Origin of the sequence: Paraburkholderia sp. SUR17, from assembly GCF_029536165.1 — a bacterium.
Classification (GTDB): Bacteria; Pseudomonadota; Gammaproteobacteria; order Burkholderiales; family Burkholderiaceae; genus Paraburkholderia; species Paraburkholderia kururiensis.
Genome location: NZ_CP120509.1, coordinates 2,626,386 through 2,641,975, shown reverse-complemented (window position 1 = coordinate 2,641,975; position 15,590 = coordinate 2,626,386). Strand labels below are relative to the sequence as shown.

The following is a 15,590-nucleotide window of genomic DNA, read 5'->3' as shown; positions in this document are numbered from 1 at the left end:
GGCATCATGAACGATCTTTTCTCACTCGAACGCGGCGACGCGCCGCTGATGATTTCCATTCCCCATCTGGGCACGCAGATCCCGGATGCGCTGCGCGACCGGTACACCGATATCGCGCTGACGGTCGCTGACACCGACTGGCATCTGGACCGCCTCTATGGATTCGCCCGCGCCCTCGGCGCCACGATTCTCGGTGCGCGCGTGTCGCGTTACGTGATCGACCTGAACCGGCCGTCGAACGACGAAAGCCTGTATCCCGGGCAGACGACCACGTCGTTGTGCCCGACCGAAACCTTTCGCGGTGAGCCGCTGTATCGCGAGGGCCGCGCGCCGGACGCGGCGGAGCGCAATCGCCGAGTGGCCACGTACTGGCAGCCGTATCACGACGCCCTACATGAAGAAGTGACGCGCCTGCGCCGACAGCATCGCAACGTGCTGCTGTGGGAAGCGCACTCGATAGCGAGCGTGCTACCGCGCCTTTTCGAAGGCAAGCTGCCGGACCTGAACATCGGCACCCAGGATGGCCGCACCGCCTCGCCTTCCGTGCAGGAAGCGGTGCAGCGCGTCGCCGCGGCGAGTCCGTTCACGTGGATTGCGAACGGCCGCTTCAAGGGCGGCTTTATCACTCGGCACGCCGGCGCGCCGCAGGACGGCGTGCATGCGGTGCAACTGGAGATGTGCCAGTCCACCTATATGAGCGAGGACGCACCGTTCGACTATCTGCCCGAAGTCGCGAAGAAAGTGGAGCCGGTGGTACGCGGCATGGTGAATGGTGCGCTCGATGCAATCGTCAAGCTGACTCCGAGCGCCTCGCGGGCGAAATGAGCGCGATACTTCCTGCCGCGGGATCTCTTGGAAGTACATTCTGAACACCACGAGCGCCAATCCGACCGAGCAGGGACGCTCTGGCCAATACACGCTTGCAGAACTTCACCAGCGCTCGGAGCAGGCGCGCGTATTCCGAATGCGGAAGTGAAAGCCCAGTAGCGTCGAAGAGAGTGAAGCGCATTGAAAAGTGCTGCGGCCCCGTGACTACGTCGGCTAAGGTCGACAGCTCAGGTCGACGCTCTGTGCTGAAAGATCGCTTGTTGGCTTGACGAGACCCCTGAATGTCTCGCGCCTCAATCGAGTGAAGGTCCCTTTTTTGGCCGACCAGAGCCCCACGACCGTGCGCGGCGATCGTCGCGGGCGTGCTCGCGATGCAAAAGGCGTGACCCGACCCGGAGCGGACCGTCAAAATTCCCGGAAGCAGACGTTCGATAGTGTGGATCGGCAAGTTGGCTGGATTGTTGGGTGCCGTCAATGGAGAATGATGACCTTTCCGCCATTGCGCTCAAAATCAGAGCGGGTCGTACGACTGACTTCCTGTGCTAACGATTCGCGGTGAAAGATGTCCCGAAAGAACAGTTTTGGTCGCTGATACGCTTTCCTGAACTCTTGGAACGAGATGCCTTTGACGCTTGGAGTTACTTTTTCAACACGCGCCAGCCATGAGCACTTGAGGTCGGACCGCTTAAGGGCGGCGTTTACTCGGTGTTCAACTACCAGGTAACCGTCTGGGCCATCTGCTATTGCTCGGAACTCTTCTGTCGTTACCTGAGTAACAACGATTTCCGGTCGATCTGTGCTCGTTAAAGACACCCATCCGAGACTCACCATGTCGGTGTCAGCAGAAAATTCAACGATGGGGAATTGCTTCGCGCTGGTGTTCGACTGTAACCATACGATTGTGTCGTAGATAGTGGTCATGGCGCGAAATGTCCGAATTAAGAAGCACAACCGTTGTCAACGATCCGAGAGATGAAGTCGAACGGCAGAAATTGGCCGCCAATTGCCCTCTGCGGTCGGCAGATACTTGGGCGACGTTGCGACTCAGGGGAATTGGTGGATTGAGTGGATCAGAACATAATGCTGGTTCGATCCATTGGGGATTCGGTAAGCGCCGTGCGCAGCGAGAACAGAACATGACAATGCAGCAATTTCCCATGCCATCGTCTGATCGCATTGGATTGTGGCTTGTTTGAACATTTCAAAGCCAGTTAAGTCATATAGCGCCTGTGTTTTTCTGGATGCATCCCGAACATCCATTGAAAGACGTTCATCCGACCATGACCAACGATAGCGCTGTTTGTCGAGAGAGTGCGTTCCCAATGGCAATATGGACGCCTCTGCGGTTGGAGCTTCACCGACGAAGAATGTCAGAAGACACGACGCAAAATCCACGACGAAACGCTCATTGCCTCCGATGCCGAACGAATTGGACAGAACCGCCTGCTTTGCGTGGAGTTCAGCCAGAGCGCGTTCTAAGAACGCAGCAAATTCTTCGTCTTTCACAGGTCTTTGTTTGGTTTGGGACGGCGTCATTGTCGACGATCTTCGCACTGCTGTCGAACGGCCGTTTATGGCCGCGCAGCGACCCGACGCCGTCCGGCCTACGTCCCCTCACACGTCGGTTTGCTCAGCCATCTCGAGCGCATCATCGACCTCAACTCCGAGGTATCGAACCGTGCTCTCTAGCTTCGTGTGTCCGAGCAGTAACTGTACTGCCCTCAGATTTTTTGTGCGACGGTAAATCAGCGACGCCTTGGTCCGGCGCATCGTATGCGTTCCGTAAGCTGCATCATCCAGTCCGATCGCTCGTATCCAGCGATGGACCAGTCGAGCGTATTGTCGGGTCGACAGGTGCAGCGAGTCGTGGATGCGACCCGGAAACAGATAGTCGCCGCCCGAAAGCGCTGCGGCTCGCATCCACGCCTCTACGCTCGTACGTGTCTGCTCGGTAATCTCGAACTGCACCGGCCGCTGCGTCTTCTGCTGCATGATCGTCGCCCGCGCCGCGACGCGCGAGCCCAGGCATATGTCCGAGACGCGCAACCGCGTGAGATCGCACGCTCGTAGCTTGCTGTCGATCGCAAGATTGAACAGTGCCAGGTCTCGCGTCTTTCCGGCGAGCTGTGAGCGGATACGAATCGCCCAGATCTCTCTAAGCTTAAGTGGTGGCTTCTGGCCTGTCAGTCTTCCCTCGTTCCACGGCACGCGCCGCGCGTTGCCGACACCAATGGCTTCCATGACGATTCTCCTTTCGACGGAAGGAGAATCAGTCTGCGCCACTCAGCGGCGGAGGAAGTCCGCCCCCTTGCAGACCTCGGCCATTCTTACTAGCAGCCATTGAGGGCGTGATTTGACGAATGCTTCACTGCTACAGCCAATTGAAGCGCCCGTCAGATTCGGGCGGACGCGCACGCGAGGTGAAATATACTGTCTCGACCGCCGCCGATATGGACACCAGTGGAGCAGCAATGGGTCATATATTCAAGATTCTTTCCGGAGTCGATGCGGGCAAGGGCATGTATTGCTTTTCGTCCGACCTGCTGGATGGGTGCCTCGCGTTTGCCCGCATGGCAGAGTCGACAGAAGATCTGGATCAAGTCTTGCACGCGAATACTGCGGCAATTTTTTTTGCCGGCTCCTATATCGAGGCACGATTGAACGAACTTATCGAGCAAATGTCCTCGGACACAGGGGGCGAACCGAACGTTCCTATCGCATTTTGGCGCACACTGAACGATGGGAAAAGGTCTCATGGCACTCGCGATAAATGGAATCTCATAGCATCTGCAAGCGGTGGCCAATTATGGGATTCAGGTATCGAACCGTTCCAGTCGCTCGACATTGTGACAGCGTTGCGCAATGAACTTGTCCATTACAAAGGCGAGATCGGCGAGGGGACAAAACCGCGCATAAAAAAACTACAGTACTTAAGCGAGAGATTCAAAGGCCCGGGCAATGACGTTCTTCTAGCGATGAAAGTCGGCAGCTGGACGCACGACTTGCTGACGTGCGGAGGGCTTGGCCGGTGGGTCTGCGAAACCATTGAGCCGATCGCTAGGGAATTCGACGAGCTGCTCGTCGGCAAGCGTCCCGAAGTTCTGAAGGCCGACCCTCCGCTTTCGGATCTTTCCGGTCTACCGAGCGGCGATTGACAACGATCCAGGCTTGTTGTCGAACGGCCGAAGATGGCCGAGGCTGTGTGAAAACTCCTGCCGAACGCACCGCCTGACAAACTCGGCTCGCCAGATCGCCGCATACGGGCTTCGAAGCGGTTCGGGAGGGGTAAAGCGACACCCGAAAACCGAGCGCTTTCGCGTTTTCACACAGCCTCGGCCGGATTGTGACTACGCGCCGTTCGGCCTCCGTGCGTCATACGGCGGCATGTTCGACTATCAACTCGCGAACTGGACCCGTTCCGCGTTGTCAATGCATTCCATGCATCGCTGGCCAAATGGTTGCGCCAGAATGCCGCGTTTGAATTCCGCCATAAAGGATGTGCCATCTTTGCGCGCCTGCGCATGGGCTTTCCACAAGAATCCTTGAATCAGTCTGAACGGCTCCGTTCTGTAGTACACGAACACTTCGAGCGGTGCGTGAAGTCCTGGCACCCATCCCTCGATCACGAGAACATCCATCGTGGCGCCGTTAGTCTGAGTGACGGTTCCCTCTCGTCCAGACGACCACCCCGAGCCGGAGGTAGCTTGATCTCGGGCTGACTGCGCGTTTGCAACTGCTTCGTGTTGGGTGGCTGCGGGATACGGAACTGCTGTGGGACTTTCGTTATCCCAGTAGACGACATACGGTACGGTCGACTCGCCGGGCGCTAGAAGATGCTGCACATGAATCGCGTGGCTGAATGCGTAGCCCATGTAGAAGGCCAGGCGCTTTTCATCAATCGCCGCTTTCCGCAGCCGTTTGCTGCCAAAAACGTCCCCGAGTCCGAACATATATTCCCCGCATTTTGGTCAATTAGCGGATTGTCGTCGATTTTGGTGCCACCGTCGAATGACCGGAGCTGGCCGGCCAGCGTCCGACGACCGAGCGGAGTGATCGTCGCGGAGACGGCCTCTCATGCAACGGGCATATAGCGACCCGTTGCTGTCGCTCAAGCCGTGGTAGGCCTAAGGGCGGGTATCAGAGCGGAACGGTCATTCCGTATCGTTGCTCGACGACAAGTCATCGCCTCTCCTGCCGTTGGCTACTGGGCAGCTAATAGACGCTTTGTCGCCCTTCGCACCGTCATAGCCTCGAGTGTCAGATACCGTTGCGAGTGAACGAGTTGCACGTTTTGCATAACGAAACAGCAAACTCAGACCCCGATCAGTATGTTCGCTGCTCGGTGTCTCCTGCCGGTCAAATCATGGAATAAGCAGCAACTTGCCAGAAGTCTTACGGCTCCACATATCGGCTTGAGCTTTTGCCGCATCTGCCAACGGGTATACGCCGCCATTGTGTACCTTGAGAACCCCTTTACGCACCCAACTGAACAGCTGCGCTGCATGCGAGCGCAGCAACTCCGGGGTCCGAATATGGTTCGCGAAAGAGGCATATCCGATCTTGATGCTCTTGGGTAGCCGGAACAGCTCTATCGTCGCATCTGCTCCTAGAACCGGTCCGTACCAGCAAAAGGTACCTGAATAACGCAACACGTCAAGCGACGCCTGGAATGTCGTCGGTCCCGAGCCATCGTACACCACATGCACGCCGTGTCCTCCCGTAATGTCCATCACGGCATTAACGAAATTGCCCTCGCGATCCACAATTACATGATCCGCACCGGCGGCTTTAGCTAACGCAGCCTTAGATTCCGACGAAACACGGCCAATGACTGTACCGCCACGCAACTTGATGATTTGAGCCAACAACGAACCTACGCCCCCGGCGGCGGCATGCACCAGTGCGATATCGCCCTGCTGGATCGGATAGAAGTCGGTGGCGAAATGACTGGCAGTGAATCCATTCATCATGAGCGACGCCGCGACACGGTCGTCAATGTCGTCTGGCACCAGCGCTAGCGCAGCCGCCGGCAGCACGACCTTTTCCGCATAGCTGCCTGGCGCATATGCCCAAGCCACACGCTGACCGACCTTAAGATCGGACACGCCCTCACCCAGTGCCAGCACACGTCCCGCACCCTCCACGCCAATTATTTTAGGATTGGGCATGTTGGTCCATGCCATTCCTTGGCGAACTCCAATATCCATGAAATTCACGCCAGCCACAGCGATGCCGACCAGCACTTCATCCGGACCAGGAACCGGATCATTTCGCTCGACATACTCAAGCATGTCTACATCGCCAACGCCGTTCATCACCACTGCTCTCATCACACCCTCCAATACTGGAATGATTGTTCCATTAAAAGGCAAAAAATTTTCACATCAAGACTCGCATCGCCAACCGGCCTATGGATGCCAATTCCGGATCGCTGGCACCTCCGCGTGCCGACAACCGAATAGCAGCAATATTTGCAACCAGAAAGCTTGCAGCCTGTTCGGCGTCAACTTCCCGTGAAACGTCACCTTGTGCCTGGGCCTCCTGCACCCTTTTTGTCAGCGCCTTGAGCAAGAATTTACCGATCCCTTCGCGCAATTTCGTCAGTTCCGGCTCCGAGTCTCCGAACTCGCTGATTGAACCCACACCCAAACAGGGCCGACGGGCCTCATGCACGACGCGATTCATCATCGCGCGCAAACCGTCGATGGCCTTGTGACCTTGATTCAGCGCGTCAAGGTGCGCCTGACGTTCGGTGTCACCGTATCGCTTTACTGCTGCGCAATAGAGCCCCCACTTGTCGCCAAATGTGTCGTACAAGCTTTGTCGACCGATCCGCATTGCTTCGACCAGCATGCCGGCCGAGGTGCCTGCATAGCCATGCGAGCGAAAGACGTCGATTGCGGCATCTAGGACCTGGTCAATATCGAACTCTTTGTTTCTAGCCATGAGGCCATTCTATCGATACTGGAACAAACGGTCAAAATAAGATGATGTTTCGGGCTGGTTGACTGGAACTTGTATCCGGCCGCGCAATTACAAGCAAATTTTGCGCCACTTGGCCGGTACTCCAGCGTAGCGTAGACTCGTTCGATGGCGGAGAGAGCTGACATTCAACTACGCAGGTTTGCGAGTGTCAGCAATGGGATGTGCATCTGCTCCACAGCCCCACATCACCGAATGCCGGCTTTGGCCGACGTCCTTCCATCCCGCATCCGGCAGGTTCCGAAGTAAACTGACCATCGGTATGGCGTCTTTCTGTGCTGCGTGAATGGCAACTATTGGCCGACCAGAGCCCCACGACCGTGCGCGGCGATCGTCGCGGGCGTGCGCGCGATGCAAAAGGCGTGACCCGACCCACAGCGGTCTGTGGTCCGAATGGACGTCGCGCGACCGCTGTAACTCGATGAACGGACATCCAAAAGGTCACGACTGCACCGGCGTGAAGCCGTCGGGACTCCAGTCCTCGCTCCCGACCCCGTGATGGACGAAAAAGAATCCCGCGGGGTCGTAGCGGCTCTTGATCGCTTTCAGCCGCGCATAATTCGCCCCCCAAAACGCTTCGCGCCAATCTTCGCGGAAAAAATCTGTTTCCGAAAGATAGGAACCGCTTTGCGATGACAATGCTTTAATAACGCCCGCGGCTTTGGCCACACGCTCGGCTTGGCTATGGGCCTCTGTCATGTCAGGCGGTGGGATCGGGAGACCCGCAAACGGCGGTGGACCGCCCGCAGCCACGATCGCCAAGGCGAAAGCATCAGCAACTTTCGGATTCATCGCGCACTGACGTGCGTGTTCCTTCACCTCCGTGGGGGCGCCCGCGAGTCCCTTGTTGACATGCAGTTCCACGGCCTGAAATTGGGCGGCGGCCATGAGCGCTCCAGCAAATTGACTGCGTTGGGTTGGTTCGAGAAGCGTCGCGGGCAGCCATTGTGACTCGTAGCCGTACAGGAATAGTGAGGCCTGGTCTCCATCTCCTCGCCACCAACCGTGCTGGGTAGTCGCTCCAGCCCGCGGGTCGCGTACCAGTCCCGGGTTGGACTTGAGATCCCACCAGCGGCGTGCGGGACCGGCGCCGATCTGAGGCTCGTCGTTGAAGGTGAAATCTGCCGATGAGGATCGTACCCAATCGATGAAAGGTGCCCAGACCGATTTGGCCTGTCCGTCGTTGAGGCCCTGACATACCATCGACACGTGGACTTCGTCTTCGTGAAAAACAAGCTGCTCGCCCCATTGGGGGTTGAACAGGTTTTCGGCGTAGTGATCAACGAGCCGTTCAACCAGCCGTCCGTAAGCCTCACGCGATGACGCCTTGATCCTGAACTCGGCCCAACCAAAGTGCTCGGGCAGATCGTGGGTCTGCAACGTGACCCGGGTCACCACACCGAAGCTGCCGCCACCTCCGCCTTTCAGCGCCCAGAAAAGATCGGGCTCCCGCGATGCGTTGACCGTACGGACAATGCCGTCAGCGGTGACGATCTCGGCTTGGAGCAGGCTCGCGGCCGCTAATCCGTAACGCTTCGAGAACGATCCGAAACCGCCGCCCTGCACGAGGCCGGCCACCCCCACGCTCGCACAGCCGCCGCCCTGGACGTATCGCCCCGCCTGGGTGGTGACGGCAGTGTAGACGTCGATCCACATGCAGCCGGCCTCTGCAGTCACAGCCGGCGTCGGAGGCATCGAAGAACCCAATGGAACGAACGCATCGTGCAACTCGATGCGGTTCATCGCGCGTGTCCAGATCAAAAGGGAATCCGGCGCGTTCGAGCCGCCAAGGTAACTATGGCCCCCGCCCTTCACCACCAGACGTAAATTGTGTCGACGGACGAAATTGATGCCCGCAACCACGTCCGAGGTAGAACGGGCCGCCACAGCGTAGGCGCTCGCGCGGGGCGCCCATCCGTCGAGCCAGCCTGAGACCTGGGTGCCCCCGGGATCGTCGCCGAGCGCGATCGGGTTTCGCGCTTCCCCCAGGCGAGCGAGACAGTCGGGTGTGCGGGGCGCTTGCGCACAGGTCTGCCAGATGGTCGTCGGCCGCAACAAATTTCCACTGACTGCGCGACTCAGCGCCTCCCACTCCTCTGCCACCGGCCACTGAGGGTCGCCAGGCCGGACGCGGGCCGCTCCAGCAACGGCTGGAATCACGTCGGCAAAGATCGTGGTGGTGGGAAGGAAAGGCAGGGCGGCAGCGCCCTTCAGAAGGCATCGTCTCTTCATGTCGTCTCTATTTCTTATCGGGAGGCCAGTAGTTTGGCGAACCTTCTTTTCTGGATTCTAAAGCGAGTCTGGTTGGCTCCATCGGCCGAATAACTGAATGACCGCCACCAAAGATAGAAGCGACATTCAACTGTCAGGGCGACGCCAGAAATGAATGGCCGCTTCATGGCCGACCAGAGCCCCACGACCGTGCGCAGCGATCGTCACGGGCGTGCGCGCGATGCAAAAGGCGTGACCCGACCTTGCACCGTGCGCGTCAGCTTCGGCCCTTGCACGCCCGCATTATTGATGAGCGCGTCGATGCGCGGTTCCTTTTCGGCCAGTTTTGCTGCGTTCCGCACGCTCGTCAGGTCTGCGAGGTCAAGCGGCAGGAATGCGAGATTCGCTTCAGGGGTCTTCAGACGAATCCGGCTAATAGCAGCTTCCGCCTTCGCCTCATCGCGGCACGCGAGAAGCACCCTCGCTCGCCGTGCCGCCAACGTACTCGCTATTTCAAGGCCTATGCCGGTGTTGGCGCCGGTGACAATAATGGTCTTGCCCGATTGATCGGGTACATCAGCATGGGTGAATCCGCTCATGGCGTGAACCGTGTCGAGACGTTATTGCGTCAATGGTTAGCAATGCCTGGCGCGGCACGCACGAACTTCCTGTCGGTCACCTGGTCGACCAGGAACTTCGCAAGGTTGCCTCTGGAGAGCTTCGTGCTGAGTCTGGTTTTTCCATACCAACCCACATCCACGTGGCCATCGGCGGGACCATCCTTTAGGTTCGGAATGCGTACCAGTGTCCAGTCCAGGTCCGAATTGGCGATCAATTCGCCAGTCGCCTTGATGTCCTCATACCCCTTGCGCGCGATAACCTTGAACAACAGCGCGAACGCATGGGTTTTGAAGGCAAAGCCATCCTTGGGATCACGATAGGCAGCCGTAGAAATCTGGATAAGACGGCGCACGCCCGCGTGCTTCATCGCGGCGATGATGTTGGTCAAGCCGCGCATGATCGGCTTATCGCCCTGCACCTTGAGACTGTTGGCACCAAGGGCGCTAATGACCGCATCGGCACCCTGAACGCACTTTGCAATGGCACGCTGGTCTTTGAGGTCGCCGACAACGATTTCTGCCCTTGCCGCGAACGGCGCGAGTTTCTTTGCGTCGCGCGTATAGACCGACAGTTTGTAGCCCTGCGTCAAGGCTTCCTCGATGATGTGCCTTCCGGTCGGCCCGGTCGCACCGAACAGCGCGATGGTTTTTTTCCCGGCCATGAGGTCACGCAGCCTTCGCCAACAAGGCTTTGATGGCCGTTTCAGTGTTGGCGATTGCGGCCTTCACCGCATCGGGGCCGAAAACCGTGCCTTCGACACGCACAACCTCAACGTCGGTCAGGCCGATGAAACCAAGCAGATGCAGCAGATAGTTAGTCTGAAAGTCGAACGGTGCCCAGGCCCCTTCCGAGAACACGCCGCCGGTAGCGGTAACGAGATAGACCTTCTTGCCGGTCAGCAGCCCCTTCGGCCCAGTATCGCCGTAGCCGAAGGTGACGCGCGGCCAGGTGACGTGATCGAACCAGGCCTTGAGCTGCGAGGGCAGACCGAAGTTGATCATGCCCGAACCGAGCACGATCACATCGGCGAGCTTCAACTCATCGACCAACTCTTGCGCGACCTTCACCGCCTCGACCTGTCCCGGTGTGCGATCTTCGGGTGCCGTGATCCGGCCCTGGATGTAGGCCGGCGTGATGTGCGGCGGCGGATTCGCGGCAAGGTCGCGCACGGTCAGCGGACCGCCCGAGCGGGCCTGGATACCATCGGCGATTTCGGTGGCAAAGCGGGTGGAAAGGCTGTCGGCCCCGCGCGGGCTGGAAGTGATAAGTAGGGCATGGCTCATGACGGCTCCTAGGTATAAAATAAGAACTAGGTAATCCGTCGATTCTGAATTACCTATTCATACAAAGGATCGTATGGCCCCTGCCATTTCCCCACAAGAAGGCACATGCATGTCACTTAGTCACACCGAGCTACCTGCCGATATGCCTGCACCTGACGCTGGCGGCTGCCTGGCAACCCGTGAGATCCTGGATCGCATCGGCGACAAGTGGAGCCTCTACATTGTCGCCATGCTGGCTAATGGCCCGCGGCGCTTCAACGAATTGAAGCGCGGCATCGACGGCATTTCCCAGCGGATGCTGACACTCACCTTGCGCGGACTGGAACGCGACGGACTGATAACGCGAACGATGTATCCAACGATTCCTCCTCGCGTCGATTACGAACTCACTGACATGGGAAGAACGCTGTTGAAGCCTGTCATGGCGTTGGTCAACTGGGCGAGTGAGAATCAAGTCGCCATCGCCGAGGCGCAGAAACGTTTTGACGAGGCGCCGGAGCCAGATCTGGTCTCGATTCAGGGCGTTGTCTACCAGCGTCGATAGACGGGTCCAGACCGTAGGCTTGTGCCAATACAGCGGCGAAATCCAGATGCCGGCTCCCGTTGGGACCTGTTCCAACGCGGATCTTTCGTGGGCTGAAAAGGCGCTGCATGTTCCGATCTATCCAACCATGAGTCGGCCACGACCAATCGGAAAAGTCGCATAGCCTGACTTGGGTGTCCGCTCCCTGAGCCAAACGGGACGCCTCAACGTCTCGCCGTTGACGCAAACCAATGACGCTTCATGGCCGACCAGCGCCCCACGACCGTGCGTGGCGATCGTCACGGGCGTGCGCGCGATGCAAAAGGGCATGACCCGACCCACTACGGTCAGACGCCCCCCTCCAAAGCGGTCAGTCAGTCGAATCACGGTTTTGCGAGCTGGAGCACCTTAAAGCGGCCATCGGCAAGCTCACACAACCGGCCAACAAGAGGCTGACCTGCATCGCCAGCGTCACCGTCAGGTCGGAGGCCGCGTTGATGGACCAAGCCTCGCCTTCTACAAAACGCTGCATCAGATCGGGCGGCCAGGTGCGCACTGTTAGCCGACACTGGTTTGCGAATGGCAGCGAACCAGTCGTCCGAGGCGCCTATTTAATGAAATCCTGGATTGCGGTGACGGTGGCCTTGGGGTTTTCTTCCATCAGCCAATGGCCCGAGTCGGGGATGACGGCGCCCTGTACGTTGCTGAAGGCCGCCTTGGCGACAACGGCCATTTCCGGACCGAAAGATTTCTCGCCGCCGACGGCCAGGACAGGGATCGGCAGCGGGCCGTTGGCCAGGAACGCCTGGTTGTCGACAGCGTCCTGATCGAACGCATGGAACTGCTCGAAGCCGTCGTGCATCGCATTCGGCCGGGCGTAGAGCCTGGCGTAGTGGACGCGGCTCGCTTCATCGAAGTTCTTGGGGTTGGCGGAGAAGTCATTCCAGAACCGGTCGAGGTAGATCCGCTCGCGACCCTTGACCAGCCGTTCCATGTCGGGTCCGCCAAACCGGAAATGCCAAAGGAGAGGATTCTTCAGAATCTCTTCCCAAGGGCCGACGCCGGGAATCGGGGCGTCCATCAGGACCAGATGCGTGACGCGTTCCGGCTGCTCGGCGACGAACGCGAAGGCGACCATGTTGCCGATGTCGTGGGCGACGACGTCGACTTTGTCCACGTGCAGCGCGTCGAGCACATCGGCCACATCGTGCCCCTGATTCTTCTTGTCGTAGCCGGTGGCTGGATGGGCGGAAAGGCCCATGCCGCGCAGGTCGGGTACGATCACCGTATGGGTTTTGGCGAGCGCGGCGGCGAGCGGTTCCCACATGTCGCCGCTCTCGCCATAGCCGTGCAACATGACCACAGCCGGCCCGTGTCCCCCGACGCGGACAAATATCCGGGTTCCGTTCGCGGCGATCGTTTCGGTTCGGAAGCTGCTCGGGTAAGGCGTCACGCCAGCCGCACAAGGTTGCGCGGCAAGTACTGAGCAGCATGCAATCAGGGACGCGAGCATTCGGATCATGATGAGCACCTTTGGGCCTGGTTGGTGGCGCTAACGATAGGTGCCCGCCGGATCGGCGGCTTGAAGAAACGTATCGAACTTGTCGCTCGATCCGCTGCCGTCAAGTTCCGAATGCGCTGCACGGCGCTAGCCGCGGGAGGATTGGCGGCCTGCGGCCATAATAGATTCGTTCAAGTTCGTGCATGAGCGGTCGGCTATGATCGGTTTTGTCACACGGTCGACCCAGATTTCTAATCGTGTGCAGTGACCTCATCACTTCACCGCGCCTCGATCGGAACAAGGGTGCCACATGACAACGCAGCTCGAAAACGCGCACGTCTCCATGCAAGATACGGAGCAAGGTAACGCCACGTTGACCGGCGACCTTCAATCTTGGGAGCGAAGCTTCCGCATCGCGATCGACACCATTCCCGGGTTGGCCTGGTTCGGCAGCGCCGATGGGCCGGTCGAATTCTTGAACAAACAGTGGTGCAAATACACGGGCATTGCGATGGACGATGCGTTGGGCTGGGGGTGGACCCGCACCATTCATCCTGAGGATTTTCCCCGCCTCGAGGCCCAGTGGAGCGATGCACTGATGCGCCGCCTGCCGGGTGAGCTCGAGGCACGCGTGCGCCGGTCCGACGGCGAATATCGCTGGTTTCTGTTTCGCTACGCGCCGCTACAGGACGATACGGGCCGAGTGCTCAAATGGTACGGGGCCAACATCGACATCGAAGCACGCAAGCTCGCTGAGAAGGCGTTGCAGGCGTCGGAGCAACTGGCTCGCGCGCAGGTCGATGCCCTCAAGAGTTCCCTCGATGCCCTCGCGATGGAACCGGACCCGAATCGGCTCGTCGCGCACAGCCTGCGGACCTTGTCTCGGCAATTCGACGCGCACAGCATGAGCGTATGGCGCCGCGATCCGGCCGACGGCACGGTTGGGCTGGCATACGCTTTCGAAGACGGTTACGTCATACCCAACACCGACTCGCGGTTCGCCGGGCTGGATCTGTCGCTACCGATGGACGAGGCCTATCCGTGGCCCGAAGTGTTCCGTTCCGGAAAGGCGAACGTTATCGAGGATATTCGGGCCGTTCCGTCCTTTCCCTTGTGCGACAGGCTGATCCCGCTCGGTATCGTCACGGTTCTTTTAGTGCCGATGGTCATCGCCGGATGTTTGGAAGGCGCCATCGGACTTCGCTTCAAGCAGCGCCGCGCCTTCCGGAGCGAGGAGGTCGAACTGGCCCAGGCACTGACCAATCAGACCACCCTGATGATCCGGTTGGCCGAGTTGTCGGCGCAAGGCCGGGAAACCGCGATTACGGCGGAACGCAACCGCATCGCGCGCGATATTCACGACACGCTGGCACAAGGCCTGACTGGCGTCATCGTCCAGCTAGAGGCTGCAGAAGACGCCAGCCGGCGCGGCCTCGGGCGCGACGCGGAGCGGCACGTCACATCGGCGCGCAATCTGGCGCGAGAAAGCCTGAGCGAGGCCAGGCGGTCTGTTGCGGCGCTGCGTCCTCAGCCTCTCGAGGAAGGCGCCGTCACCGATGCCCTACGCGTGCTCATCAGGCGGTTGACCGATGGCGTCGCACTCGACGCCGATTTCCGCGTTCTAGGCGTGCCCCGGGCGCTTCCGCGCGACTGGGAAGACAACCTGTTCCGGATCGCACAGGAGCTCGTGACCAACGTGCTTCGCCATGCCAAGGCGTCTTGTATCGCCGTTACCCTTGCCTTCACCGAAGAGGACGTCCGGCTCGAATGTGCGGACGACGGCTGCGGCTTCGATTCGTCCGCGAAACATGAGGGCTTTGGCGTAATGGGCATACGCGAGCGTATTGACGCCATGGGGGGCCGCATGAAGTTGACGAGCTCGATCGGTCGCGGCACCGAGGTGTCGATCCGCCTGCCAACCCCTTCTGTGGTGTCCGGCGTGCCACGAGCGTGACGATGGAGCTATCGATGTCTGACACGAATCAGCAGCCGGCACCCATACGCGTTCTCATTGCCGACGACCACGTGACGGTTCGAGAGGGGCTGGCAGCGATCATCGGGCGGCAGCCGGACATGGTCGTGGTCGCGGAGGCCACCAACGGCCAGCAGTGCGTCGACCGATGGCTCGAGTGCCGTCCCGACGTGACCTTGCTGGATCTGCGCATGCCGATTCTCGACGGCGTGGGCGCGATAGAAGCGATTCGCCGCGCTGAACCCTCGGCCAGGTTGATGGTCTTGACCACGTTCGACAGCGATCACGACATCTCCCGGGCCATCATGGCAGGAGCCAAGGGATACATGCTCAAGGACGCTCAGCGTGAGGAACTGTTGGAATGCATCCGCAAAGTTCACGCCGGCAAGACTCAGATTCCTTCGTTCCTCGTTGCAAAACTCGCAGCCGGTGTCAGCGGCGAGGCGTTGACGAGTCGCGAACTCGAAGTCCTCTCCATGCTGGCGGGCGGGTGCAGCAACAAGGACATCGGGGCGCGCCTCGGCATCGGCGAAACGACTGTCAAGTCTCATCTGCGCAGCATCTTCAGCAAACTGCAGGTCCTGAGCCGCACGGAAGCGGTGGCGGTGGGTAGCAGGCGCGGCCTTATCCGGTTGTAGATTTTGGGACTTCGCACGCCTCTAGTTCGAA

16 protein-coding genes are annotated in these 15,590 nt (G+C 59.4%); 5 read left to right on the top strand and 11 right to left on the bottom strand.

The features are described 5' to 3' along the window. Positions 1-6 precede the first annotated feature (6 nt). A complete protein-coding gene (hutG, locus tag P2869_RS29005) occupies positions 7-825 on the top strand; it encodes an N-formylglutamate deformylase (RefSeq protein WP_277598757.1) in 819 nt (272 codons plus the stop codon). A gap of 474 nt (positions 826-1,299) precedes the next feature. Here hutG and P2869_RS29000 read toward each other — a convergent pair whose 3' ends face one another. From P2869_RS29000 to P2869_RS28990, 3 genes are all read right to left on the bottom strand, one after another. Beyond that, the gene (locus P2869_RS29000) at positions 1,300-1,749 is read right to left on the bottom strand and encodes a hypothetical protein (RefSeq protein ID WP_277598756.1); all 450 of its coding nucleotides are present in this window, start codon (positions 1,747-1,749) and stop codon (positions 1,300-1,302) included. Between the two features lie 123 nt (positions 1,750-1,872). Next, on the bottom strand, positions 1,873-2,334 hold the full coding sequence (locus P2869_RS28995; RefSeq protein WP_277598755.1) for a DUF6882 domain-containing protein: 462 nt from the start codon (positions 2,332-2,334) through the stop codon (positions 1,873-1,875). Between the two features lie 108 nt (positions 2,335-2,442). Further along, the gene (locus P2869_RS28990) at positions 2,443-3,069 is read right to left on the bottom strand and encodes a tyrosine-type recombinase/integrase (RefSeq protein WP_277598754.1); all 627 of its coding nucleotides are present in this window, start codon (positions 3,067-3,069) and stop codon (positions 2,443-2,445) included. A 119-nt stretch (positions 3,070-3,188) separates the two neighbouring features. Here P2869_RS28990 and P2869_RS28985 point away from each other — a divergent pair, with 119 nt between their 5' ends. After that, the gene (locus P2869_RS28985) at positions 3,189-3,983 is read left to right on the top strand and encodes a hypothetical protein (protein WP_277598753.1); all 795 of its coding nucleotides are present in this window, start codon (positions 3,189-3,191) and stop codon (positions 3,981-3,983) included. A 240-nt stretch (positions 3,984-4,223) separates the two neighbouring features. Here the strand turns inward: P2869_RS28985 and P2869_RS28980 are convergent, their stop codons facing one another. From P2869_RS28980 to P2869_RS28950, 7 genes are all read right to left on the bottom strand, one after another. Further along, positions 4,224-4,778: a hypothetical protein gene (locus P2869_RS28980; protein WP_277598752.1), complete on the bottom strand. Its 555-nt coding sequence runs from the start codon at positions 4,776-4,778 to the stop codon at positions 4,224-4,226. A 411-nt stretch (positions 4,779-5,189) separates the two neighbouring features. Next, entirely contained in the window at positions 5,190-6,158 is a 969-nt protein-coding gene (locus P2869_RS28975; RefSeq protein WP_199541019.1) for a quinone oxidoreductase, read from the bottom strand. A gap of 49 nt (positions 6,159-6,207) precedes the next feature. Further along, entirely contained in the window at positions 6,208-6,774 is a 567-nt protein-coding gene (locus P2869_RS28970; RefSeq protein ID WP_199541020.1) for a TetR/AcrR family transcriptional regulator, read from the bottom strand. 477 nt (positions 6,775-7,251) lie between these two features. Continuing rightward, positions 7,252-9,042 carry an FAD-binding oxidoreductase gene (locus P2869_RS28965; protein ID WP_277598751.1) on the bottom strand — a complete coding sequence of 597 codons (1,791 nt, stop codon included), beginning with the start codon at positions 9,040-9,042 and terminating at the stop codon, positions 7,252-7,254. A gap of 203 nt (positions 9,043-9,245) precedes the next feature. Continuing rightward, complete coding sequence (locus P2869_RS28960) at positions 9,246-9,620, bottom strand: SDR family NAD(P)-dependent oxidoreductase (RefSeq protein WP_277598750.1); 375 nt, start codon at positions 9,618-9,620, stop codon at positions 9,246-9,248. Between the two features lie 29 nt (positions 9,621-9,649). Then, the gene (locus P2869_RS28955) at positions 9,650-10,303 is read right to left on the bottom strand and encodes an SDR family oxidoreductase (RefSeq protein ID WP_277598749.1); all 654 of its coding nucleotides are present in this window, start codon (positions 10,301-10,303) and stop codon (positions 9,650-9,652) included. A 4-nt stretch (positions 10,304-10,307) separates the two neighbouring features. Beyond that, the gene (locus P2869_RS28950) at positions 10,308-10,925 is read right to left on the bottom strand and encodes an NAD(P)H-dependent oxidoreductase (RefSeq protein ID WP_277598748.1); all 618 of its coding nucleotides are present in this window, start codon (positions 10,923-10,925) and stop codon (positions 10,308-10,310) included. A 109-nt stretch (positions 10,926-11,034) separates the two neighbouring features. Between P2869_RS28950 and P2869_RS28945 the strand changes: the two genes are divergently transcribed. Further along, positions 11,035-11,469: a helix-turn-helix domain-containing protein gene (locus P2869_RS28945; protein WP_277598747.1), complete on the top strand. Its 435-nt coding sequence runs from the start codon at positions 11,035-11,037 to the stop codon at positions 11,467-11,469. Between the two features lie 586 nt (positions 11,470-12,055). On the opposite strand, the gene P2869_RS28940 is transcribed toward P2869_RS28945, so the two are convergent. Next, positions 12,056-12,970: an alpha/beta hydrolase gene (locus P2869_RS28940; protein WP_277598746.1), complete on the bottom strand. Its 915-nt coding sequence runs from the start codon at positions 12,968-12,970 to the stop codon at positions 12,056-12,058. 289 nt (positions 12,971-13,259) lie between these two features. Between P2869_RS28940 and P2869_RS28935 the strand changes: the two genes are divergently transcribed. Together P2869_RS28935 and P2869_RS28930 are read left to right on the top strand one after the other, a co-directional pair. Continuing rightward, the gene (locus P2869_RS28935; protein ID WP_277598745.1) at positions 13,260-14,903 is read left to right on the top strand and encodes a histidine kinase; all 1,644 of its coding nucleotides are present in this window, start codon (positions 13,260-13,262) and stop codon (positions 14,901-14,903) included. Positions 14,904-14,917: 14 nt separating this feature from the next. Next, a complete protein-coding gene (locus tag P2869_RS28930; protein ID WP_026121453.1) occupies positions 14,918-15,559 on the top strand; it encodes a response regulator transcription factor in 642 nt (213 codons plus the stop codon). Positions 15,560-15,590 lie beyond the last annotated feature (31 nt).

Coding starts and splice junctions, on each gene's coding strand:
- P2869_RS28950 (WP_277598748.1), bottom strand. CDS start 10,925: ATGAGCCATGCCCTACTTATCACTTCCAGCCCGCGCGGGGCCGACAGC.
- P2869_RS28990 (WP_277598754.1), bottom strand. CDS start 3,069: ATGGAAGCCATTGGTGTCGGCAACGCGCGGCGCGTGCCGTGGAACGAG.
- P2869_RS28935 (WP_277598745.1), top strand. CDS start 13,260: ATGACAACGCAGCTCGAAAACGCGCACGTCTCCATGCAAGATACGGAG.
- P2869_RS28985 (WP_277598753.1), top strand. CDS start 3,189: ATGCTTCACTGCTACAGCCAATTGAAGCGCCCGTCAGATTCGGGCGGA.
- P2869_RS28960 (WP_277598750.1), bottom strand. CDS start 9,620: ATGAGCGGATTCACCCATGCTGATGTACCCGATCAATCGGGCAAGACC.
- P2869_RS28955 (WP_277598749.1), bottom strand. CDS start 10,303: ATGGCCGGGAAAAAAACCATCGCGCTGTTCGGTGCGACCGGGCCGACC.
- P2869_RS28940 (WP_277598746.1), bottom strand. CDS start 12,970: ATGATCCGAATGCTCGCGTCCCTGATTGCATGCTGCTCAGTACTTGCC.
- P2869_RS28945 (WP_277598747.1), top strand. CDS start 11,035: ATGTCACTTAGTCACACCGAGCTACCTGCCGATATGCCTGCACCTGAC.
- P2869_RS28980 (WP_277598752.1), bottom strand. CDS start 4,778: ATGTTCGGACTCGGGGACGTTTTTGGCAGCAAACGGCTGCGGAAAGCG.
- P2869_RS28970 (WP_199541020.1), bottom strand. CDS start 6,774: ATGGCTAGAAACAAAGAGTTCGATATTGACCAGGTCCTAGATGCCGCA.
- P2869_RS29000 (WP_277598756.1), bottom strand. CDS start 1,749: ATGACCACTATCTACGACACAATCGTATGGTTACAGTCGAACACCAGC.
- P2869_RS28930 (WP_026121453.1), top strand. CDS start 14,918: ATGTCTGACACGAATCAGCAGCCGGCACCCATACGCGTTCTCATTGCC.
- hutG (WP_277598757.1), top strand. CDS start 7: ATGAACGATCTTTTCTCACTCGAACGCGGCGACGCGCCGCTGATGATT.
- P2869_RS28975 (WP_199541019.1), bottom strand. CDS start 6,158: ATGAGAGCAGTGGTGATGAACGGCGTTGGCGATGTAGACATGCTTGAG.
- P2869_RS28965 (WP_277598751.1), bottom strand. CDS start 9,042: ATGAAGAGACGATGCCTTCTGAAGGGCGCTGCCGCCCTGCCTTTCCTT.